This is a genomic window from Rhizobium sp. BR 315 (assembly GCF_050577975.1).
Classification (GTDB): domain Bacteria; phylum Pseudomonadota; class Alphaproteobacteria; order Rhizobiales; family Rhizobiaceae; genus Rhizobium; species Rhizobium miluonense.
This window is the reverse complement of the sequence record NZ_JARWKZ010000003.1, coordinates 333,599-353,744: the sequence shown is the minus strand read 5'-3', so window position 1 is coordinate 353,744 and position 20,146 is coordinate 333,599. Positions and strand designations below refer to the sequence as shown.

Annotated in this window: 23 protein-coding genes; 10 read left to right on the top strand and 13 right to left on the bottom strand. The window is 60.8% G+C overall.

All coding sequences use genetic code 11. The features are described 5' to 3' along the window. Nucleotides 1-248: 248 nt before the first annotated feature. A complete protein-coding gene (locus tag QD409_RS06055; RefSeq protein WP_092843091.1) occupies nt 249-1,223 on the bottom strand; it encodes an alpha/beta hydrolase family protein in 975 nt (324 codons plus the stop codon). A gap of 104 nt (nt 1,224-1,327) precedes the next feature. After that, nucleotides 1,328-2,158, bottom strand: coding sequence for an AraC family transcriptional regulator (locus QD409_RS06050; RefSeq protein WP_245297890.1), 831 nt, complete (start codon nt 2,156-2,158; stop codon nt 1,328-1,330). Nucleotides 2,159-2,338: 180 nt separating this feature from the next. Here QD409_RS06050 and yihA point away from each other — a divergent pair, with 180 nt between their 5' ends. Continuing rightward, complete coding sequence (yihA, locus tag QD409_RS06045; RefSeq protein WP_092843095.1) at nt 2,339-2,998, top strand: ribosome biogenesis GTP-binding protein YihA/YsxC; 660 nt, start codon at nt 2,339-2,341, stop codon at nt 2,996-2,998. 75 nt (nt 2,999-3,073) lie between these two features. Here yihA and QD409_RS06040 read toward each other — a convergent pair whose 3' ends face one another. From QD409_RS06040 to QD409_RS06030, 3 genes are all read right to left on the bottom strand, one after another. After that, on the bottom strand, nt 3,074-3,631 hold the full coding sequence (locus QD409_RS06040) for a fasciclin domain-containing protein (RefSeq protein ID WP_092843097.1): 558 nt from the start codon (nt 3,629-3,631) through the stop codon (nt 3,074-3,076). Nucleotides 3,632-3,740: 109 nt separating this feature from the next. After that, nucleotides 3,741-4,454: an anti-sigma factor gene (locus QD409_RS06035; RefSeq protein WP_092843099.1), complete on the bottom strand. Its 714-nt coding sequence runs from the start codon at nt 4,452-4,454 to the stop codon at nt 3,741-3,743. Beyond that, nucleotides 4,451-4,990 carry a sigma-70 family RNA polymerase sigma factor gene (locus tag QD409_RS06030; protein WP_430762080.1) on the bottom strand — a complete coding sequence of 180 codons (540 nt, stop codon included), beginning with the start codon at nt 4,988-4,990 and terminating at the stop codon, nt 4,451-4,453. Before QD409_RS06030 ends, QD409_RS06035 begins: the two co-directional genes overlap by 4 nt. Before the next feature lie 180 nt (nt 4,991-5,170). Here QD409_RS06030 and argB point away from each other — a divergent pair, with 180 nt between their 5' ends. Beyond that, complete coding sequence (gene argB, locus QD409_RS06025; RefSeq protein ID WP_004120889.1) at nt 5,171-6,058, top strand: acetylglutamate kinase; 888 nt, start codon at nt 5,171-5,173, stop codon at nt 6,056-6,058. A 60-nt stretch (nt 6,059-6,118) separates the two neighbouring features. On the opposite strand, the gene QD409_RS06020 is transcribed toward argB, so the two are convergent. Beyond that, on the bottom strand, nt 6,119-6,961 hold the full coding sequence (locus tag QD409_RS06020; RefSeq protein ID WP_092843103.1) for an oxidoreductase: 843 nt from the start codon (nt 6,959-6,961) through the stop codon (nt 6,119-6,121). Nucleotides 6,962-7,108: 147 nt separating this feature from the next. On the opposite strand from QD409_RS06020, the gene QD409_RS06015 reads away from it, so the two are divergent. Beyond that, nucleotides 7,109-8,005, top strand: coding sequence for a LysR family transcriptional regulator (locus QD409_RS06015; protein WP_092843105.1), 897 nt, complete (start codon nt 7,109-7,111; stop codon nt 8,003-8,005). On the opposite strand, the gene QD409_RS06010 is transcribed toward QD409_RS06015, so the two are convergent. Then, nucleotides 8,006-8,776 (bottom strand): isocitrate lyase/PEP mutase family protein, encoded by a 771-nt coding sequence (locus QD409_RS06010; protein ID WP_092843106.1) that lies wholly within the window; start codon nt 8,774-8,776, stop codon nt 8,006-8,008. It abuts the gene before it with no gap. 217 nt (nt 8,777-8,993) lie between these two features. Here QD409_RS06010 and QD409_RS06005 point away from each other — a divergent pair, with 217 nt between their 5' ends. Beyond that, nucleotides 8,994-9,698, top strand: a complete 705-nt coding sequence (locus QD409_RS06005) for a pyrimidine 5'-nucleotidase (protein WP_092843108.1) — start codon at nt 8,994-8,996, stop codon at nt 9,696-9,698. 113 nt (nt 9,699-9,811) lie between these two features. Continuing rightward, nucleotides 9,812-10,462 (top strand): calcium-binding protein, encoded by a 651-nt coding sequence (locus QD409_RS06000; protein ID WP_092843110.1) that lies wholly within the window; start codon nt 9,812-9,814, stop codon nt 10,460-10,462. Between the two features lie 115 nt (nt 10,463-10,577). On the opposite strand, the gene QD409_RS05995 is transcribed toward QD409_RS06000, so the two are convergent. Continuing rightward, the gene (locus tag QD409_RS05995) at nt 10,578-11,450 is read right to left on the bottom strand and encodes an LOG family protein (protein WP_092843112.1); all 873 of its coding nucleotides are present in this window, start codon (nt 11,448-11,450) and stop codon (nt 10,578-10,580) included. A gap of 215 nt (nt 11,451-11,665) precedes the next feature. On the opposite strand from QD409_RS05995, the gene dapD reads away from it, so the two are divergent. The 3 genes from dapD (at nt 11,666) to QD409_RS05980 (ending at nt 14,458) form a co-directional block, all read left to right on the top strand. Continuing rightward, nucleotides 11,666-12,523, top strand: coding sequence for a 2,3,4,5-tetrahydropyridine-2,6-dicarboxylate N-succinyltransferase (gene dapD, locus QD409_RS05990; RefSeq protein WP_092843114.1), 858 nt, complete (start codon nt 11,666-11,668; stop codon nt 12,521-12,523). 155 nt (nt 12,524-12,678) lie between these two features. Next, nucleotides 12,679-13,872, top strand: coding sequence for a succinyl-diaminopimelate desuccinylase (dapE, locus tag QD409_RS05985; RefSeq protein WP_092843116.1), 1,194 nt, complete (start codon nt 12,679-12,681; stop codon nt 13,870-13,872). Then, nucleotides 13,859-14,458, top strand: coding sequence for a hypothetical protein (locus tag QD409_RS05980; protein WP_092843118.1), 600 nt, complete (start codon nt 13,859-13,861; stop codon nt 14,456-14,458). Before dapE ends, QD409_RS05980 begins: the two co-directional genes overlap by 14 nt. Before the next feature lie 16 nt (nt 14,459-14,474). Here the strand turns inward: QD409_RS05980 and truA are convergent, their stop codons facing one another. The 5 genes from truA to def all read right to left on the bottom strand — a co-directional run bounded on the left by truA (nt 14,475) and on the right by def (nt 17,589). Beyond that, complete coding sequence (gene truA, locus QD409_RS05975) at nt 14,475-15,281, bottom strand: tRNA pseudouridine(38-40) synthase TruA (protein ID WP_092843120.1); 807 nt, start codon at nt 15,279-15,281, stop codon at nt 14,475-14,477. Beyond that, entirely contained in the window at nt 15,281-16,228 is a 948-nt protein-coding gene (gene fmt / locus QD409_RS05970; protein WP_092843658.1) for a methionyl-tRNA formyltransferase, read from the bottom strand. The genes truA and fmt overlap by 1 nt, the downstream gene beginning before the upstream one ends. A gap of 72 nt (nt 16,229-16,300) precedes the next feature. Then, nucleotides 16,301-16,720 (bottom strand): type II toxin-antitoxin system VapC family toxin, encoded by a 420-nt coding sequence (locus tag QD409_RS05965; RefSeq protein ID WP_430762079.1) that lies wholly within the window; start codon nt 16,718-16,720, stop codon nt 16,301-16,303. Beyond that, nucleotides 16,717-17,007, bottom strand: coding sequence for a FitA-like ribbon-helix-helix domain-containing protein (locus QD409_RS05960; protein WP_092843124.1), 291 nt, complete (start codon nt 17,005-17,007; stop codon nt 16,717-16,719). The genes QD409_RS05965 and QD409_RS05960 overlap by 4 nt, the downstream gene beginning before the upstream one ends. A 66-nt stretch (nt 17,008-17,073) precedes the next feature. Next, nucleotides 17,074-17,589 carry a peptide deformylase gene (gene def / locus QD409_RS05955; protein ID WP_092843126.1) on the bottom strand — a complete coding sequence of 172 codons (516 nt, stop codon included), beginning with the start codon at nt 17,587-17,589 and terminating at the stop codon, nt 17,074-17,076. 186 nt (nt 17,590-17,775) lie between these two features. Between def and QD409_RS05950 the strand changes: the two genes are divergently transcribed. Further along, the gene (locus QD409_RS05950; RefSeq protein WP_092843128.1) at nt 17,776-18,954 is read left to right on the top strand and encodes a DNA recombination protein RmuC; all 1,179 of its coding nucleotides are present in this window, start codon (nt 17,776-17,778) and stop codon (nt 18,952-18,954) included. Nucleotides 18,955-19,056: 102 nt separating this feature from the next. After that, nucleotides 19,057-19,956: a ribokinase gene (locus tag QD409_RS05945; RefSeq protein ID WP_092843130.1), complete on the top strand. Its 900-nt coding sequence runs from the start codon at nt 19,057-19,059 to the stop codon at nt 19,954-19,956. The last annotated feature ends 190 nt before the right edge of the window (nt 19,957-20,146 follow it).

Sequence of the window (20,146 nt, the reverse complement as noted above, 5' to 3'; positions counted from 1 at the left end):
ATGGCAGGCGGACGTTTCCTGACCAGAAACCTCAAGGGCACCAGAACCGAAATGGCCCTCTCGGTGCTCGCCTACAACATCAGGCGCACCATAAACATAACATCAAAACCCGCATAGACCCAGAAACCAAAAGAGGCCCCGGTCAAACCGGAGCCTCCAAACGTTTCCACACAGGCTGTTCGGCGGGGCTTTTCTTTTTTGTAGCAAGTGACCTGCGTCGCGATGAGGTCGCCATCTCCTGGCTGCGGTCAGGGCGTGCGGCTTGCGCCGAGATGCCGGCGAAAGAAGGCCAGGACCTCCGCATCGAACGAGCGGTGAAACGCCGCCCTGTCAAACCCCGCCTGATCCTTGCAGATCTCCGGCTGTGAGGCAGCCAAGGCGGCCGGACATGGCGCCAGGAAGGCGAAATGCGCCGAGCCGGGCACGGCATGAAAGTCGGGCCTATCCGGTAGATTGACGGCCAGCGCCGCGACGCTTTCCGGCAGCACGCCATCGCCGCCATGCTCGGAACTCCAGAGCTGGATGGGCGCGCCGACAGCTTTCAGGCTCTCCCTGTTCGAAAAGAAGCTCAGCGGATCGGCAAGGACAAGTGCCCTTATACGCCCGTCGCGGGCAAGCGGCTTTGCCGGTATCTCGTTCCGGCGAATTTCACCGCAGATGGGAGCAGGCTCGGGACAGGGAACGTTAGGGTCGCGAAAATCAGGGACCGCGCCGGCGAGCACGAGGCCGGTATAGCCGCCGCGCGAAAAGCCGAAGAAGCCGATTCGGTCGGGATCGATCTTTGCCGCCTCCGGCCATTTGCCGATGATGAAATCGATCAGGCGCTTTATATCCGTCGGCCGCTGAAACATGATCGAAATGTCGCCCGCCCGGCTCAGATCGGAAAAGTTATCGCCCGGATGGTTCACCGCGACCACAAGGAAGCCTGCATCCGCAAGCGCCTCCGCAGTATCGTGATGATTGAGGGAGCCACCGCCATGTCCATGCGAGATGATCACCAATGGCAACTTGCTCCCGGCAATCGGGCAGCCGCGAACGGCGGGCAGCGCGACTGGCCCCAGCTTGACCTCACTTGGCGGCGTCGCACATGGCGACCAGACGAAAGCTTTAAGAGCAGGACCGTCTCCATTCGCCGGAACGTCGATCGATGCCAGTCCCGCGGCCCGGACCGATGTCGTCGCCAAGGCGAAGGCGATGAGAAAGCCGATTTTCGTAATGCGCATTTTCTTCTCCGAACAGGGTAGTGAAAGGCAAAAATGAAAGGCCTCGGCAGACGCTTCACGGTCAGCCGCATATCAGGGATCGAGATGTCAAAGGATATGGATCGTTAAGTCGTGTCGGCGCCGCGAAGCGGGATCAGCAGCTCGGTGGCAATCTCATGCTCCATCACCGTGGCCGGATGGTTGAGATAGACCTCGATAACCGGGCGGTCATCGGGTTCAAAGCCGCTTTGCGGCAACCAGCTACCGAACAGCGTCTGAAAGGTAGAGGAAATAAGGGCGTAAGATCCCATGAGCCTGTAGCATGCATAGCGGCCGCCGGGCAGATCGTAGCGCTCCAGCCCTTCCAGTGTGGTGCTTTCCAGCGGAAGCACGACCCCGGCAAAGTAGGTAAACTCCTCTCCTTGCTCCGGATCGCCGGATCCGACACCGACCCTTGTCAGATCGCTCCACGCCAGTCCTCGCTCCGACAGCATCTGCGCGAGGCGACGGTAGGTATGCGGGATGGTCTGTGCCGGACCCTCATGATGCAAGCCGTATACCCTTGCCTGCGGACGATCGCCGATCGTCACCAATGGCAGGTTTGCCGCAATCGACTGTTGTTGTTGCTGGAAAGCCGTCGGGGTGAGGCCCGTCAGGCTGCGAAAGGCGCGGGCGAAGCTCTGCGAGCTGTCATAGCCAGCCTCCAAAGCCGTCTCGGTTATCGAGGCCGGGCTCACGGCCAATTGATACGCCGCCTGCGCAAGCCGCACCCTGCGTATGGTGGCGGCAACGCTTTCGCCGGTCATGGCACGGTAGAGCCGGTGAAAATGAAAGGGGGAGAAGCGGGCCACTGCGGCAAGGCTTTCGACGGAATGCGGCGCCGAGGGATCGACCATGATCGCCTCGATGACCCGCGCTATGCGCCGACGATAGTTCTGTTCCGTGGTCGTTTTCATGGCATCGAGCCTTAGCACGACTTATGCGGCTCTGCGGTGCAGCAATTGCGGATTTTGCGCTGGCGGCGTCAAATTCAGAAGACACGAACGAGCCAGCCAATCCCGTCCAGCGATCAAAACTTGACTTTCGCGGATAAAACCCCGAAGCCAGTCCACTCATCCAAGCAAAAGACCGAGAGCATGGCAGACCAGACGACAAAAGACGACAAGCCGCTTTTCGGGCGTCCGTGGATCTTCATCCGTGGCGTACCGTCGATGAAGTTCCTGCCGCCGGAAGGGCCGTTCGAAGTGGCCTTTGCCGGGCGCTCGAATGTCGGCAAGTCGTCGCTGATCAATGCCCTGGTCGGACATAGGGGACTGGCGCGTACCTCGAATACGCCGGGACGCACGCAGGAACTCAACTATTTCGTTCCCGATGGCTTTTCCGGCGAAGGTGGTGATCTGCCGCCGATGGCTCTGGTGGATATGCCCGGCTATGGCTACGCCGAAGCACCGAAGGACCAGGTCGACGCCTGGACCAAGCTGGTGTTCGACTATCTGCGCGGGCGCACGACGCTGAAGCGCGTCTATGTGCTGATCGATAGCCGCCACGGCATCAAGAAGAATGACGCGGAAGTCCTCGACCTGCTCGACAAGGCCGCCGTTTCCTATCAGATCGTGCTCACCAAGACCGACAAGATCAAGGAAGCGGGCCTGCCGAAGCTGCTCGCCGACACAGCCGAGAAGATCCGCAAGCGCCCCGCTGCCTATCCCGGCATTCTTGCCACCTCCTCGGAAAGAGGCGTAGGCCTTCAGGAACTGCGCGAGGCCATCGGCTTGACGGTCGGCATCGAGGTCTGAAAATGCACCGGTCGCATGTGGCCGCCGCTCATTACGCCGCCAAGTAGGAGCGACGGCCGTGTCGCCGCGAGATGACTACATCTTCGGCAACAACACCTTATCGACGACATGGATCACGCCGTTCGACTGCTTGACGTCGGCGATGGTGATGTGAGCGGTGCCGCCGGCCTCGTCGGTCAGCGTCAGCTTGCCACCTTTTTCCATGGCCTTGATCGTGCAGCCGCCGACCGTTTTCAGATCGTATTCGCCACCCTTGCTCATTGCCCATTTCTTGAGGGCGGCGGCCATGTCATCGCCAGCGACGACATGGCAGGTCAGCACCTTGACCAGCTTTTCCTTGTTCTCCGGCTTCAGCAGCGTCTCGACCGTACCGGCCGGCAGCTGCTTGAAGGCTTCATTGGTCGGAGCAAAGACGGTGAAGGGGCCTTTGCCTTCAAGAGTGTCGACGAGGCCAGCAGCCTTGACGGCTGCAACGAGTGTCGTGTGATCCTTCGAATTGACGGCGTTCTCAACGATATTCTTGCTGGCGTACATCGCTGCACCGCCCACCATCGGGTCCTTGGCATAGGCAAGGCTGGTTGCGGCAGACAGAATTGCGGCAACAGCGGCAACGCGAAACACGGTCTTGGTCATAACGTTTCCTCTTCCTCTTTGTTACCCCGATCAGGTGGGGTCGGAAGAAGATACGGAGCGCACGGAGAAAGAGTTTCAGCGGCGATTGCTTTTCGCGGAAGGAAATTCGTCAGGGCAAGTGGATCGTGCCGGAAGCGATCACATCGCCTGTGGGCTTGCCGGTCGGAGAGCCGCCGAAGGGCTCGACGCTGACGGCGATGATGGCGCCCTCGGTCAACTTGCCGTGAAGGTCCGGCGGCAGGACAATTTCGCCATCGCCGGTCTGCGGCAGGATGCCCAGCGCCTCGGCCGGATCGCTGCCGCGAATCAGCCAGAGCTCCAGCGACTTCTCACCAGACTTGCCGGCCGCGACCGGCGTTACCTTCAAACGGCTGTTGGCGATGTCATAATTGGCAAGGAGATTGATGGGGTTGTTCTGGCCGGCAAGGGATGCAGAGAGCTGCTTGCCGGGGGAAGGACGCAACACACCTTCGTTTGTAATGGCAAAGACCAGAACGCTGGCCGCCAGAAACAGCGAACCGAAGGCGACGGAGCGCCAGAGAATGAGCGAATTCCAGAGCTGGGCGCCGCGGGCAGCTTCCCCGAAAATCCGCTTTTCGATCTTCGGGAACACCGAAGCCGCGGGCGTCGCCGATTCGTATTCCTCGTTGAATTCCGAGAGGTTCTGCTCCCATCGGCTGACGATGGCGGCAAACTGGCGATCGCTGCGCATGCGGCGCTCGACCTTTTGCCGATCCTCCAGTGAAAGCACGCCAAGCACGTATTCTCCGGCCAGGACTTCATCGCGGGAGCGGCCTCCCTTGCTTTGATCGGGGGTACTCATCTGTCCATGCACTCTCTTAGTCTGATCAGGCTCCGGCGCAGCCAGGTGCGCATGGTATTCAAAGGTACCGAATATTGATCGGCGAGTTCCTGGTAGCTCAAGCCCTCGACATAGGCGCTGCGAACAGCCCGGGCACGATCAGCTTCCAACTCTTCCATGCAGCTGTCAATCCGCCTACCCTCTCCCTTTACGATTGCTTGCTCTTCAGGGTCGAGTTCTCCATCGGCAAGATCGTAGGCGGCATCGATCTCGTCGGCCACCGGCTTGCGGGCGCGGACAAAATCGATGGAACGATTGCGCGCGATCGTCGCGAGCCAGGATATCGCCGACCCTTCCGAGGCGGAAAACTGCTCTGCCCGCTGCCAGATCTTGATATAGACTTCCTGCAAGACCTCTTCTGCATCCGCCTTGTTGCCGATGATACGTAAGCAAACGCCGAGGAGTTTCGGGCTGGTGCGCTTATAGAGCGCGGCAAAGGCTTTCTGGTCACGCATGGCGACACGGCCGATCAGCGCTTCCATCTCCTCGGTTGCCATCCAACTCCCCGGTCGCGACACCTGCGCCATCTTTAAGAGAAAAGCGACGGCTGGCAAGCTTGCGGGTGCGATCAATTTTGATAGCGCTAGTGTGACACAGCATCAACTTATACCGACATCATTATTCCCTCTGTCAAAAACTTGAGATAAAAGGCCGCGAACATTTTCGAAGGGTGCACCATGTCCGAAGCCCACAGCGAACTCCAAGCCAGCCTGCTCGCACAGGCGCTGCCCTACATGCAGCGTTACGAAAACAAGACAATCGTCGTGAAATACGGCGGCCATGCCATGGGCAATGTCGAGCTCGGCAAGGCATTCGCAGCCGATATCGCGCTCTTGAAGCAGTCGGGCGTCAACCCGATCGTCGTTCATGGCGGCGGACCGCAGATCGGCGCCATGCTGACGAAGATGGGCATCGAATCGAAGTTCGAAGGCGGCCTGCGTGTCACCGACGCCAAGACGGTCGAGATCGTCGAAATGGTGCTCGCCGGCTCGATCAACAAGGAAATCGTCGCGCTGATCAACCAGACCGGCGAGTGGGCGATCGGCCTTTGCGGCAAGGACGGCAACATGGTCTTCGCCGAAAAGGCGCACAAGACCATCAAGGATCCGGATTCCAACATCGAGCGCGTGCTCGATCTCGGCTTCGTCGGCGAAGTGGTCGAAGTCGACCGCACGTTGCTCGACCTGCTCGCCAAGTCTGAGATGATCCCCGTCATCGCACCAGTCGCTCCGGGCCGCGACGGCGCGACCTATAACATCAATGCCGACACCTTCGCCGGTGCGATTGCCGGCGCGCTCAGCGCCACGCGCCTGCTCTTCCTGACGGATGTCCCGGGCGTGCTCGATAAGCAGGGCCAGCTCATCAAGGAGCTTTCCGTCGCCCAAGCGCATGCCCTCATCGCAGACGGCACGATTTCAGGCGGCATGATCCCTAAGGTCGAAACCTGCATCGACGCCATCAAGGCCGGTGTTCAGGGTGTCGTCATCCTCAACGGCAAGACAGCCCATTCGGTCCTGCTCGAAATCTTCACCGAACGCGGCGCCGGCACGCTGATCGTTCCATAAGGAAAATACGCCCTCCCAGAACGGGAAAGGCGTATTTTGTCATTGCCCGCAGCGATACGCTCAACCGAAATCGGTTGAGCGGGTCAGATCTTCCCAGGCGGCGATCTCCTCGCTCAAGGCAGCGATCTTCCCGCGCGCAAGGTTCAGCGCGTCCGTCCCGAGCAGCAGGTGTACGGGCGGATTTTCAGACGCGACCAGCGCCAGTATGGCGGCGGCGGCCTTTTGCGGGTCGCCGGCCTGATTGCCGCTCTTTTCCTCGCGCGCCTTTCGGATCGGATCGAACAGCTCATCGTAGTCCGCAATGCTGCGACCGGAGCGCACCATGGAACGGCCCGCCCAATCGGTGCGGAACGAACCGGGCGCGACGGCGGTGACATGAATGCCGAAATCCTTCACCTCTTTCGCCAATACCTCGCTGATCCCCTCCAGCGCGAATTTGCTGCCGCAGTAATAAGGGATACCGGGCATGGTGATGAAACCGCCCATCGAGGTGATGTTGATGATCTGGCCTGCGCGACGGCGGCGCATGAAGGGCAATACCGCCTTGATCATCGCGACCGCGCCGAAGACGTTGACATCGAACTGGCGCCGCATCTCGTCGAGCGGCGATTCTTCCAGCGTGCCCTCATGGCCGTAGCCGGCATTGTTGATGAGTACATCGATCGGCCCCATCTCCGCCTCGATGCGGGTAACGATGGGCTCGATCGCGTCAAAATCGGTCACATCGAGCAGCACGGCCTTCGCGCGATCCGGCGCGATCGCTTCGAATTGTGCCTTGCCATCGGCATTGCGAACTGTGCCGACGACACGGTGGCCAGCAGCGAGCGCCGCTTCGGCGAAAGCGCGACCGAAGCCGGAACTGACGCCGGTAATCAGGAAAAATTTGCTGTCTTTCGAACTCATGGAAGCCTCCTGGCTGTTGGCGCGCTCCACGCTCGATGAGCGGTCGCGCTCCATCTAGGTGGATATGGCGCGACCGGCAGTCCAATATATTGCCGTGGCTTTGTTCATATCTTAAAGATATCACGCTGCTAACCCGGAGAAGGTCGGATGGAACTGCGCCACATCAGATATTTTCTTGCCGTTGCCGAAGAGCTGAACTTCACGCGCGCCGCGCGACGGATAGGTATCGGCCAACCGCCGCTCAGCAACCAGATCCGCGATCTGGAAGAGGAAATCGGCGCGTCGCTGTTTCGTCGCATGCCGCATGGGGCGGAGTTGACCCAGGCGGGCCAAGTTTTTCTGCCGGAGGCGCGCGCGATCGTGGCCAAGGCTGAGCAGGCTAAGGCATTGGCGCTGAGGGCGGCGCGCGGCGAACTCGGGCGATTGCGGATTGGCTTTACCGGTTCAGCGGCTTTCAGCCCGATCGTTCCGTCGTCCGTGCGCAGCTTTCGCCGCGCCTATCCGGAGATCGACCTGACTTTGGAGGAGGCGTATACGACCCGGTTGCTGGAGCGGCTTGGTGCCGAGGAGCTGGATGCGGTCTTCATCCGGCCGGGGCACGCCGATCCGCCCTCTTTCCGTTCGCATACGCTCGCGGAAGAAGCCATGATGATCGCCCTGCCCTCGGGCCATCCGCTGGCGGGGGCGGAAAGTCTGCCTCTATCGGCCTTGTCCGGCGAGCCTTTCGTGCTTTTTCCGCGCACCGCCGGCCCCGGCTTGTTCGACCGGATCGTCGCCGCTTGCCGGCAGGCCGGCTTCGAACCGATCCTCGGGCAAGTCGCACCGCAGATCACCTCGATCGCCAATCTGATCGCTGTGGAACTCGGTGTTTCGGTAGTACCGTCGGCGATAGCTCAAATCCGGGTTCCCGGCGTTACCTATATTGCCATTGCGGGCGATGGACCGGTAGCGCGGCTGACGCTCGCGACGCGCCGCGAGGAACGTTCGGCCGTCGTGCAGAACTTCATTGCGCGCGTGCTGGCAGCCAAGGTTGAGCTCGTATGATCAGTCGTGCCGATAGATTGCTTCGGCCTCGCTCTTCAGCATCCCCATCACCGAACGATAGGGCGCGGGGCCATAGCTGATGCGGCTGACGCCCAGGCCGGCCATCGTCTCGTTATCGGGCGTCGTTGGGCGCACCATGATGTTGACCGGCAGGGACGAGCGTTCGCAGAGGGCTCCGATCAGTTCCGGATCGACAAGACCGGGTGCGAAGAAGCCGCTGGCTCCCGCCTCGGCAAAGGCATCGGCGCGGCGATAAGCATCATCGAGCAGGATCTGATGGTGTGCCGTATCGCTTTCCTGGAGGAAGAGATCGGTGCGGGCATTGATGAACAGCGGCAGTTCGCGCCGGTCGGCCATTTCCCTGATGGCGCGAATGCGGGCAACTTGCGTCTCGATCGGATGAACACCGTGTCCGCCGATTACCTGGTCTTCGAAATTGATGCCGATGGCGCCGTGATCCATGATTTTTTCGACATTGGCGGCGACTTCCTCTGATTCGACGGCATAGCCGCCCTCGAAATCGACCGACAGAGGCAAGTGGCTCGTCACCGAAATCAGTTTGGCGGTGACCGCCAGCAGCGATAACGGAATGGCCTGGCCGTCGCCGAAACCGTTGGCGGCGGCGACCGACCAGCTTCCCGTGGCCAGAGCTTTCGCTCCCGCCTCCGTGACTGCCTTCGCCGAGCCGGCATCCCAAATATTGAAAAGGATCAGCGGCTCGCCCTTCTTATGCAGCCGCGCGAACTCCTGCGCCTTTTCCACCTGACTCATCGCATCCCCTCCGAAAAGCCCGGCCGGGCAATTTTCTCTCCACAACCCGAAAGAGCGTAAGCCCTCCCTCACTTGGCAAATAGAGCAAAACCCCGGAAATCAATGGTGGAAACATAGTCGGCATTGGATCAACCGGCAATCTCCATCAGCGGCCCCATATGCCGCAACATGAATATTTTCCTTTTCCTTGGCGGAGGCGGCATGTCATAACGCGGCCATGAGCCAGACAAAAACGCTATCCGAACCTGCAGACTTTTCCGATATCCGCGATTGGGTGTTCGATCTCGACAACACGCTCTATCCGCATCACGTCGATCTCTTCGCGCAGATCGACAAGAACATGACGGCCTATGTCTCGGCTCTGCTGCAAATGGAGCGGGAAGACGCGCGCAAGCTGCAGAAGCAGTATTATCTGGAGCACGGCACGACCCTGCAGGGGCTGATGATCCATCACGGCATCGACCCGAACGACTTTCTGGAAAAAGCGCATGCGATCGACTATTCGGCGCTGACGCCACAGCCGGAGCTGGCAGCCGCTATCAAGGCGCTGCCGGGGCGCAAGTTCATCTTCACGAACGGCAGCGTGAAGCACGCCGAGGCGACGGCCGGTGCGCTCGGTATCCTCGACAATTTCGACGGCATCTTCGATATCGTCGCGGCCGATTTTGTGCCCAAGCCTGCCGGCAGCACCTATGACAAGTTCATGAGCCTCAATCGTGTGGATACGAAGAAGGCGGCGATGTTCGAGGACCTGCCGCGCAACCTCACCGTGCCCAAGGCGCTCGGCATGAAGACCGTGCTGCTTGTTCCGCGGAACCTCGAGACTGCTATCGTCGAATGGTGGGAGCGCACGACCGGCGAGGACGACCACATCGACTATGTGACCGACGACCTCACGGCCTTCCTCAAGGCGCTGGTTTAACCATTCATCAGGACGGGGTTACGAAAGTTTCATCCGCGTTACAGAGGTTTAATTGGTCGTTTTTAACGGCCAGCCGTATCGTTTGACCATTCCTCGACACGAAAGGAAAAACGATGAACGGGAAAAAATTTCTTCTTGCAGGACTTTCCGCAGCCCTTCTGGTGGGCGCTGCCGCCCAGGTGAGCTTCGCTGCCCAAGGCGATGAAGCAGGGGATGGTCATCATGGCGGACGTTGGCACGGACCGCGCTTTTCACCGGAAATCGTCTATGTGCGCATGCTGAAGCAATTCGGCCAGCCGGGCGACACGAAGGTCACCCGGGACGAGGTGAAGGCTGGCGTCGACAAGATCTTCGATCAGATCGACACGAACCACGACGGCGAAATCACGCCCGGCGAGCTGCGTGCCTATCGTCAGGAACGCATCAAGGAATGGAAGGCCGAACGCGCCAAGGCAGACGGCGATCAGGGCAAGAATGAGGCCCAGAACGATCAGACCAAGGGTGATCAAACCAAGGGCGACCAGGCCCAGGCCGACGATAACGGCGACAACCGTCCGCGCCACCACAGGCCACATGGCCGCTTCATGCATGAGGCAGGCTTCATGCGCGGCATGATGCTGTTCCATCGCATCGACAAGGATGAGAACGGCCAGATCAGCAAGCAGGAAGCCGAAGACGCGGCCAACAAGCTCTTCGACCGCATGGATCGCAACCATGACGGCGTGATCTCGCTGGACGACATGCCGAACCGGCCGCTGCTGTAAACCGGTCGATCCGGCGCGATCCGAAGAAGCATCGGCACGCTGCACGGATTGCTTTGAAGAATATCCCAAGACCGAAAGGCCCGCCTTCGCGATGCGACGGCGGGCCTTTCGTCGATCAATGGCCGTTATCGTGCTCGTAGAAATCGGCGACGATCTTCCAAGCTTCATCCGCGGTATCGACAAAGCTGATCAGATTGACGTCGTCGGGAGCGATGGTGCCGAATTCGGCGAGCGCATCGAAATTGATGATGCTGCGCCAGAACTTCTCGCCGAAGAGAATGAGCGGCAGGCGCTCCATGCGGCCGGTCTGGATCAGCGTCAGGCATTCGAACAGCTCATCCATCGTGCCGAAGCCGCCCGGGAAGACGGCGATTGCCTTGGCGCGCACCATGAAGTGCATCTTGCGGATCGCGAAGTAATGGAAGTTGAAGCTGAGCTCCGGCGTCACATAGACGTTCGGCGCCTGTTCGTGCGGCAGGACGATGTTGAGGCCGATCGAAGGCGCCCCCTCTTCGGCCGCACCGCGGTTGCCCGCCTCCATCACGCCCGGACCGCCGCCGGTCACCACGACATATTCATGGAAATCGAAGCCGGCGGAATAACGGGAGCAAAGCCGGGCGAACTTGCGCGCCTCTTCATAGTAGACCGATGCGGCTTCGAGATTGACGCGCTGCACGTCGTTGCGGGCAGCCCAGGCATTGGTGCCGGGTGCGGGAATGCGGGCACCGCCGAACATCACGACGGTCGACTTAATGCCGCGCTCGGTCAGCGACATTTCGGTCTTCAGCAGCTCGAGCTGCAGGCGGATCGGTCGTAATTCCTCACGGCACAAGAAATCCTCGTCTGCATAGGCAAGCCGGTAGGAAGGCGACATCGATTGCGGCGTGCGCGGCACGGATTCGGCCCGCTTCTTGTCCGCCGAGCTCGTCTTCAGGGGATCCCATACCCCATCCTTGCGCCTCAGCCTGCCATTCTTCCCCTTGCTCATCTATTCATGCCTTTCGAATCGATCGTGACGCGCTATTCTCGCCCGCAGGCAGGAATAGCCAAGCTCTTGCATATGCCCCTACAACGCCTTGAATCCAAGCTCAATCGGCGCGGAAAAGACATTCCATTTTCAAGCTTCATGTTATAGGACCAATCGACCATATCCGGAGCCGCTGCCGGAAATCACGATAGGCACTGACGTTTTAAGGAATTCCCATGAGCGCTAACGATCTCGCCTCCCTCGAAAAGTCTATCGAGGCTGCTTTCGACAATCGCGACAACGTGAACACGTCGACGCGCGGCGAAGTCCGCGACGCCGTCGAGACGGCGCTCAACCTCCTCGATAGCGGCAAGGTTCGCGTCGCAGAGCGCGGTGCGGACGGCAACTGGACCGTCAATCAGTGGCTCAAAAAAGCTGTCCTGCTCTCCTTCCGCCTGAACGACATGAAGATTGTCGAAGGCGGCTCCGGCGGCGCGACCTGGTGGGACAAGGTTCCCTCGAAATTCGAAGGCTGGGGTGAGAACCGCTTCCGCGAGGCCGGCTTCCGCGCCGTGCCCAACGCCGTCGTGCGTCACTCCGCCTATATTGCCCCCAATGCCATCCTGATGCCGTCCTTCGTCAACCTCGGCGCTCATGTCGGCGAAGGCACCATGGTCGACACCTGGGCGACCGTCGGCTCTTGCGCCCAGATCGGCAAGCATGTGCACCTCTCCGGCGGTGTCGGTATCGGCGGCGTCTTGGAGCCGATGCAGGCCGGCCCGACGATCATCGAGGATAATTGCTTCATCGGCGCCCGCTCCGAAGTCGTGGAAGGCTGCATCGTCCGCGAGGGATCGGTGCTCGGCATGGGCGTCTTCATCGGCAAGTCCACCAAGATCGTCGATCGCGCCACCGGCGAGATCACCTACGGCGAAGTTCCGCCCTACTCGGTCGTCGTTGCCGGTTCGCTGCCGAGCAGCAATACGATGGCGAACGGCCAGCCGGCCCCCGGCCTCTATTGCGCCGTCATCGTCAAGCGCGTCGATGAGAAGACCCGCTCGAAGACCGGCATCAACGAGCTGCTGCGCGACTGATCATCGATTGGGGAGCGCGGTACTCATATCGTGCTTCCCTTACGCTTGCCGGATGACTATGCCCGTGCGATTGCTGGAATCGCGGCAAGGATTTTTCGGCCTATCGCCGACCCTTGCCATCGCTTTGCCATTTCCCGCCGGATAAATTGCCCCCGATGACCGCTACCGATCCCATCGCCAATCTGCAAACCCTGATCCGCTGCGCTTCCGTGACCCCCGCCGAGGGCGGCGCGCTCACGGCGCTTGCTGGCATGCTGGCGCCGCTCGGCTTCAAGATCGAGCGCATGACGGCGAACGAGCCAGGAACACCCGATATCGAAAACCTCTATGCGCGGCTTGGCACCGACGGGCCGCATCTGATGTTTGCCGGGCATACGGATGTCGTTCCTGTCGGCGACGCCGCCTCCTGGAGCCATCCGCCCTTTGCCGCCGAAATCGCCGATGGCGAGCTTTTCGGCCGCGGCGCTGTCGACATGAAGGGCGGCATTGCCTGCTTCGTGGCCGCCGTGGCGCGTCATATCGAAAAGCACGGCAAGCCCGCCGGCTCGATCTCCTTCCTGATCACCGGCGATGAAGAAGGCCCGGCGATCAACGGCACGGTCAAGCTGCTGCAATGGGCAGCCGAGCGCGGCGAGACATGGGATGCGTCGCTCGTCGGCGAACCCACCAACCCCAATCGGCTCGGCGACATGATCAAGATCGGTCGTCGCGGCTCGATCTCCGGCTTCATCACCGTCCACGGCGTTCAGGGCCATGCCGCCTATCCGCACCTCGCCGACAACCCGGTGCGCAGCATTGTCAAGCTGACGGAGGCGCTGCTCGATCCGCCCTTCGACGCCGGCACGGATAATTTCCAGCCGTCAAACCTCGAAGTCACGAGCATCGACGTCGGCAATGCAGCCACCAACGTCATCGCCGCCAAGGCTACCGCCGCCTTCAACATCCGCTTCAACGACACCTGGACGGTCGATGCTCTAAAGGCCGAAATCCTGGCCCGCCTGGATGCGGCCGCAGCCGACCAGACGCTGCGCCCGGGCCGCGAGCCGACCAGATACGACATCACCTGGTCGGAGCGCCCAAGCCATGTCTTCCTGACGCGCAACAATGCGCTGATCGCCTCGCTCTCTTCCGCCGTCGAAAACATCACCGGTCAAAGGCCGGCGCTTTCGACCACAGGCGGCACCTCCGACGCCCGCTACATCAAAGACTATTGCCCGGTCGTCGAATTCGGCCTCGTCGGCCAGACCATGCACATGGTCGACGAACGCGTCGCAGTCTCGGATCTCGAAACGCTGACCGAGATCTACCAGACCTTCATCCAGCGCTGGTTCGAGAATGCCGACCTTTAGGGAAGTCCAATATTATCTGTCCGGCCTCTGGCTGCTGATCCGCATGGATGCGCGCGGCTTCCAGTATCTGGACATATCGGACCGCGGCATGCTGCGCTCCTTCTGGGCCATCCTCTGGAGCCTGCCGCCGATCGGCATTTCCTGGCTGTGGTGGCAGCGGGCCTATCTGACCGCGATGCCGCCCGAAACGTCGACGGGTCTTGCCTTCTTCCTGCGGCTGGCGCTGGTCGAAGCCACAAACTGGGTGATCCCACTCGTTCTCGCCGGCGTGCTGCTGCTCATCTTCCGATTCGGCGACAAGTTCGCGCCGATCGTTGTTGCGGTGAACTGGCTTGGGGTACCGACGTCCTATCTGAACGCATTGCTCATTGCGCTGATCGCCTTTGTCCCTGGCTCCAGCGGGCTGGTGGCGCTACTCTGGCTGGTGTTGATGATGGCGGTCATCTTCTCGCTGGCGCGCATCCTCAGGATGATCTGCGGTGCCCATCCGCTCTTCATCGGTGCGCTGACGCTGGTGCTGATGATCCCCAGCATGCTGCTGACGGACTTCCTGCAGCGCTTCCTCGGCGTCTATCCGCCGGGTTGAGACACGCGGGGCAGGACTACGAGAGATCCTCGCCCTCATCGACATTATCGCCATCGCCGCCAGCCGCACCGGTGCCATCGCGATAATCCACCTGCATGAAGTAAAGCCCGTCCGGCGGAGCAACAGGACCGCAGGCCTTGCGATCCTGAGCTTCGAGCGCTGCGCGCACATCGTCCGGCGTCCACTTGCCCTCGCCTGCGAGCTTCAGCGTGCCGGCGAAAGAACGGATCTGATTGTGCAGGAAACTTTGCGCCGTGGCGCGGATCTCGATCAGTTCACCGCTGCGCGTCACATCCAGCCGGTCGAGCGTGCGCACCGGGCTATTCGCCTGGCAATGCGCCGAACGGAAGGTGGTGAAATCATGCCGGCCGACAAGTGTCTGCGCGGCGGCATGCATGACCTCGTAATCCATGTCCTTCGGCACCCACCATGCGCGTCCGGCTTCCAGCGCCAGGGGCGCGCGGCGGGCGATGATGCGATAGAGATAGTGGCGGCGAATGGCCGAAAAGCGCGCGTCGAAGCTCTTATCGACCTCGGCGATATCGAGAATGGCGACCCGCTCTCCGGCGAGCCTCAGATGGGCATTGAGCGCATTGCGCAGCGTGTAGATCTTCCATTCCTTGGAAAGATCGGCATGCATGACCTGACCCATGGCATGAACGCCGGAATCGGTGCGTCCCGCTCCACGGATCGAAACCGTCTCGCCCGTCAGCGAGAAGATGGCACCCTCGATCGCGCCCTGCACGGAAGGACCGTTCTCCTGGCGCTGCCAGCCGACATAGGGGACGCCGTCATATTCGACGGTCATTTTGTAACGCGGCATCACGCTTGCTCCGACGCAAGCACGGTGCCAGGCGCGATCGGCGTGCCGCGCAGGAAATCGGCCGCCGCCAGCGGCTTGCCGCCGGCCTTCTGCAGCTTCGTAAGCCTGATGGCACCATAAGCGCAGGCAATGACAAGATCATCCGTCAGGACCTGGCCGGACGCTCCGTTGCCATCGGCCAATTCCGAGCCGAGCACCTTGATGCGCTCCGGCCGACCGGCGATATCAGCCTCGAACCATGCGCCGGGAAAAGGCGACAGACCGCGAATATGATTGTGAACGTCGGTCGCTGGCTTGCCGAAATCGATGCGGGTTTCGCCCTTGTCGATCTTTGCTGCATAAAGAACGCCTTCGGACGGCTGAGCGGTCAGCGGCAGTTCGTCATGCTCCAGCTTGTTCATCGCCTCGACCATCGCCTTGGCGCCGACGAGCATCAGCCTGTCATGCAGCTCGCCTGATGTCATGGTGTCGCCGATCTCGACTTCGCGTGTCAGAGCGACCGGCCCGGTATCGAGCCCCTTGTCCATCTTCATCACCATCATGCCGGTCTTGGCGTCGCCCGCCATGATCGCCCGTTGGATCGGAGCCGCGCCGCGCCAGCGTGGCAGCAGCGAGGCGTGACCGTTATAGCAGCCGAGGCGCGTGCCGGTGAGGATCGCTTCCGGCAGCAGCAGGCCGTATGCGACGACGACCGCGACATCGGCATCCAGATCGCGAAAGCGCTGGCGCTCGTCGGGATCCTTGAAATTGACTGGCGTGAAAACCGGCAGGCCCAGCAATTCGGCCGCCTGATGCACCGGCGATTTCTGCAGGTCGAGCCCGCGCCGGCCGCCCGGCCGCGGCGGCTGCGTATAAACGGCGCGCACCTTATGCCCGGCATCGATCAAAGACCGCAACGTCGGTACGGAAAATTCGGGCGTTCCCATGAAAATGATGTTGAGCGACATGCGATCCATCCGGCTAAAGTATCAAGTTTCGAGTGACCTGGCGGCAACTGCGCGCGCCATCGGGGTCAAACGTTAGCCGCCTTCAAACGGGTTTATGAGCTTGAGATCAAGCCCCTCGAAGTCTTTTGTGTTGCGCGTCGCCAATGTCGCACCGTTCGCAAGGCAGATGGCGGCGATCATGGCGTCCTGCACCGAAATCTGATGGCCCGTGCGCTCGCGACGGGCGCGAATACGTCCCGTCTCGATGGCGGAATTCTGATCGAACCGAAGTATCCTGCCATGGAACGACGTTAGCAACGTATTGAAAATTCGCGCGTAGCGATCAGATTGTGTGCGAAGTAAAAAACGCTCCGCACCATAGGATTGCTCCATCACCACGACATCACAAAGATAGAGCTCGGTGCTTGGCTGAGCTTTCATCCAGATAGTAACATCTTGATCGGGTACAGGCTTTTCCAATTCGGAAATGACGTTCGTATCGAGGACGATCATTCGAAATCCTCGACCGGACGGCCGAAGTCCTTCTTTCGCTCCACCTCGATTTCATCCATGATACGAGCGTATTCCGTCGCCGCGGCATCATCGCCATCGTAGAGAATTGGCCGAAGTAGTTCCCAAGCAGACAATCGGGAGCTCTCCTTTTCGCTGTTCTCTGCCACCAAGGCCTTCCGCAAGAGTTCCTTCGCTTCGTCCGAGAGGCTGCGCCCAGCCTGCTTTGCCCGTTCTGCGATATCCTGCTTCATCGGCTCGGAAATATCGCGAATCAAAAGATCACTCATACGCTATCTCCCACTGATATCAATGATATCATAGGCGCATCAACCCGGTCTTTCAATGGCGAGAGATCAGAGCGCCTTGGCCTTGGCAGCCTTGGTGAACTTCTTGATCACCATCTCCCGCTTCAGGCGAGAAATATAGTCGATGAACAGCACGCCGTTCAGGTGATCGATCTCGTGCTGCACGCAGGTCGCCAGCAGGCCGTCAGCCTCCGTGATCTGTTCCTTGCCGCTGCGATCCAGATACTTGACGGTGACGCGCGCCGGGCGCTCAACTTCGGCATAGTAATCCGGAATGGAAAGGCAGCCTTCCTCGTAGACCGAACGGTCGTCGGACGAAGCGACGATCTCCGGGTTGATGAAGACCAGCGGCTTCTTCTCTTCGCCTTCGCGCGCGACATCGATGACAAGCAAGCGGCGGGGAACGCCGACCTGGATCGCCGCAAGGCCGATACCTGGCGCGTCATACATGGTTTCCAGCATGTCGTCGGCGAGGCGCTGAATTTCGGTGTCGATCTGCTCGATGGGCTTGGAAGCCTGGCGGAGCAGCGGGTCGGGCAAAATGATGAGTGGCTTGATCGTCATGACGTTTCCCATAACGCATCTTGTTGTACGATGGAATCGCCAAGATGGCGGTGAAGGCTTGTTTTTTCATCGAGCGCCATCCTGGTCGACGGAAATGGCTCTGAAATTTTGTTCATGGTTTGATCTGGATGTTCGCAACAATTTTGCTATGGTGCCAATAAGACTTTCACAAGCACGCCAGGTTTCATGTCCTTCATCATCTTCGGCCAATCCATTTCCACCGTCCAGGTTCTGACCGGCCTTGTCATCCTGCTTGCTATCGCGGTGATCGTCCTTTTCGTTCGCAGCAAGGCACGCGCGGAAGACGATATGCTTGATGCCGAGCATACGATGGCCGCGCTGTTGCGGTCGCAGGCGGAGATGCAGGGGCGGCTCGCCACCATGGCCGAAGTCTTCGGCTCCAGGCAGGCCGAACTCAATCAGGCCATTGGGCAGCGTCTGGATGGCATGTCGCAGCGGGTGACCGCGACGATCGGCGAGCAGACGCGCTCGACGCATGAAAACCTGCGCCGCCTGCAGGAGAGGCTCGCCGTCATCGACGCGGCGCAGACCAATATCCAGTCGCTGGCGAAGGATGTCGTCGGTCTGCAGGCCATTCTTTCCAACAAGCAGACGCGGGGCGCCTTCGGCCAGGCACGCATGGAGACCATCGTCGCCGACGGGCTGCCGATGGGCGCCTATGCGTTCCAGCCGACGCTTTCGAACGGCTCCCGGCCGGATTGCACCATTCGCATGCCGAACGGCTCGCCGCCGTTGGTCATCGACGCCAAGTTTCCGCTCGAAGCCTGGAACGCCATTCGCAGCGCCGCCAGTCCCGAGCATGGCAAGATCGCCGCGCAGCAGTTCCGCCGGGATCTTGAGCTGCATATCCGCGACATCGCCGAGAAATATCTCATTCCGAGCGAGACGCAGGACACGGCTTTTCTCTTCGTACCCTCGGAATCGATCTTCGCCGAGATCCACGAGAATTTCGAGGCGATCGTGCAGAAAGCCCAGCGCGCCCGCATCGTTATCGTTTCGCCTTCGCTGCTGATGCTGTCGATCCAGGTCATCCAGGCGGTGCTGAAGGACCAGCGCATGCGCGAGCAGGCGCATGTCATCCAGAGCGAAGTGGCGCATCTGATGGAGGATCTCTCGCGCCTGGATGAGAGGGTGCGCAAGCTTCAGGGTCATTTCGCCATGGCGCAGAAGGATGTCGACACGATCGTCACCTCGGCCGACAAGCTGGCAAGGCGTGGCGAGCGGATAGAGGCGCTGGAATTCGAGGCAGCAAAGGAGCCGGCAAAGACGCGCCCGGAAGAAAGGCCCAAGCCGGTCGACAACCGTACCAGCCAACTCAAGCTCAGGGTGGTTGACGAAGACTGATCGCTTCGGGCAGTGTCGCGCTCAATCGATGTGTGATCCCAAAAGACATAACAGGCCTTCGGGCAGGATCATGCAGGATCAACACCCAGGGCAGGATATCGCATGATCACTATTTTTGGCTCCATCAACATGGACCTTATTGCCACCACGGATCGTCTGCCGAAGCCGGGCGAGACCGTCGCCGGCAACGGCTTTGCCACCGCCGCCGGCGGCAAGGGCGCCAACCAGGCGCTTGCAGCACGCCGCGCCGGCGCAACGGTGAGGCTTAGCGGTGCGGTCGGCAATGACAGCTTTGCAGAACCCGCGCTCGCGCTGCTCGGCGCTGCCGGCACCGACCTTTCCGCCACCCGCCGCGTCGCCGAGCCAACCGGCACGGCCCTGATCCTGGTGGGCGGCGACGGAGAGAACATGATCGCCGTCGTTCCCGGCGCCAACGGCACGAATACGGCCGAGCACGCAACGGCCGCCGTCGCGGCGCTGAACCCCGGCGACACGCTGATGCTTCAGCTCGAAATTCCGGTTGCCGCCGTCGAGACGGCCCTGAGTGCCGCCAAGGCCAAGGGTGTGCGGACCGTGCTCAATCTCGCTCCCCTGATCCCCGAAGCCGCGCGCCTTGGGAGGCTCGCTGATATCGTCATTGCCAACGAGACGGAATTTGAGAGGCTGGCCGGCCAGGACAACATGTCGGCGGCCGAGCGTGAGGCAGCCCTCGTGCGCCTTCACGGCGAAACCGGCCAGACGCTGATCGTGACGCTTGGCGGTGATGGCGTGATCGCGATCCGCGACGGCGAGGTTTCCCGCGCCAAGGGTCTGGTCATCGAGCCGGTTGATACCGTCGGCGCGGGTGATACGTTCTGTGGCTATTTCGCAGCCAGCCTCGACCAGGGCCTTGATTTCCACGCCAGCCTGCGCCGCGCCGCCGTCGCCGGTTCGCTCGCCTGCCTCAAGCCTGGCGCTCAGCCATCCATTCCGGTTGCCAGCGAAGTTGCCGAGAATCTTTAAGTATAAAATTTCATGAATACAGCGAAGCGCAATTAATTAAATTTTTGCGCTTCCGTATCATATTCCTCTGGCCTGGCGCGTATACCTTCCGGCCGCGGCGGCAATTCTCACGGCGGCTCCATGACAGGGCCATCCTGCGCCGACTTTGCATCCGGATAATGTGTATCCGACGCATCGCTTTTTTGAGGAA

Excerpts from the sequence above, each read along its gene's own strand:
- truA (WP_092843120.1), bottom strand. The coding sequence starts at position 15,281 with ATGCCGCGTTACAAAATGACCGTCGAATATGACGGCGTCCCCTATGTC.
- QD409_RS05960 (WP_092843124.1), bottom strand. The coding sequence starts at position 17,007 with ATGAGTGATCTTTTGATTCGCGATATTTCCGAGCCGATGAAGCAGGAT.
- QD409_RS06020 (WP_092843103.1), bottom strand. The coding sequence starts at position 6,961 with ATGAGTTCGAAAGACAGCAAATTTTTCCTGATTACCGGCGTCAGTTCC.
- QD409_RS05950 (WP_092843128.1), top strand. The coding sequence starts at position 17,776 with ATGTCCTTCATCATCTTCGGCCAATCCATTTCCACCGTCCAGGTTCTG.
- QD409_RS06005 (WP_092843108.1), top strand. The coding sequence starts at position 8,994 with ATGAGCCAGACAAAAACGCTATCCGAACCTGCAGACTTTTCCGATATC.
- QD409_RS05995 (WP_092843112.1), bottom strand. The coding sequence starts at position 11,450 with ATGAGCAAGGGGAAGAATGGCAGGCTGAGGCGCAAGGATGGGGTATGG.
- QD409_RS06010 (WP_092843106.1), bottom strand. The coding sequence starts at position 8,776 with ATGAGTCAGGTGGAAAAGGCGCAGGAGTTCGCGCGGCTGCATAAGAAG.
- QD409_RS05980 (WP_092843118.1), top strand. The coding sequence starts at position 13,859 with ATGCCGACCTTTAGGGAAGTCCAATATTATCTGTCCGGCCTCTGGCTG.
- def (WP_092843126.1), bottom strand. The coding sequence starts at position 17,589 with ATGACGATCAAGCCACTCATCATTTTGCCCGACCCGCTGCTCCGCCAG.
- QD409_RS06035 (WP_092843099.1), bottom strand. The coding sequence starts at position 4,454 with ATGAGTACCCCCGATCAAAGCAAGGGAGGCCGCTCCCGCGATGAAGTC.
- QD409_RS06055 (WP_092843091.1), bottom strand. The coding sequence starts at position 1,223 with ATGCGCATTACGAAAATCGGCTTTCTCATCGCCTTCGCCTTGGCGACG.
- dapD (WP_092843114.1), top strand. The coding sequence starts at position 11,666 with ATGAGCGCTAACGATCTCGCCTCCCTCGAAAAGTCTATCGAGGCTGCT.
- yihA (WP_092843095.1), top strand. The coding sequence starts at position 2,339 with ATGGCAGACCAGACGACAAAAGACGACAAGCCGCTTTTCGGGCGTCCG.
- QD409_RS05965 (WP_430762079.1), bottom strand. The coding sequence starts at position 16,720 with ATGATCGTCCTCGATACGAACGTCATTTCCGAATTGGAAAAGCCTGTA.
- QD409_RS06040 (WP_092843097.1), bottom strand. The coding sequence starts at position 3,631 with ATGACCAAGACCGTGTTTCGCGTTGCCGCTGTTGCCGCAATTCTGTCT.
- QD409_RS06050 (WP_245297890.1), bottom strand. The coding sequence starts at position 2,158 with ATGAAAACGACCACGGAACAGAACTATCGTCGGCGCATAGCGCGGGTC.
- argB (WP_004120889.1), top strand. The coding sequence starts at position 5,171 with ATGTCCGAAGCCCACAGCGAACTCCAAGCCAGCCTGCTCGCACAGGCG.
- QD409_RS06030 (WP_430762080.1), bottom strand. The coding sequence starts at position 4,990 with ATGGCAACCGAGGAGATGGAAGCGCTGATCGGCCGTGTCGCCATGCGT.
- QD409_RS06000 (WP_092843110.1), top strand. The coding sequence starts at position 9,812 with ATGAACGGGAAAAAATTTCTTCTTGCAGGACTTTCCGCAGCCCTTCTG.
- fmt (WP_092843658.1), bottom strand. The coding sequence starts at position 16,228 with ATGTCGCTCAACATCATTTTCATGGGAACGCCCGAATTTTCCGTACCG.
- QD409_RS05945 (WP_092843130.1), top strand. The coding sequence starts at position 19,057 with ATGATCACTATTTTTGGCTCCATCAACATGGACCTTATTGCCACCACG.
- QD409_RS06015 (WP_092843105.1), top strand. The coding sequence starts at position 7,109 with ATGGAACTGCGCCACATCAGATATTTTCTTGCCGTTGCCGAAGAGCTG.
- dapE (WP_092843116.1), top strand. The coding sequence starts at position 12,679 with ATGACCGCTACCGATCCCATCGCCAATCTGCAAACCCTGATCCGCTGC.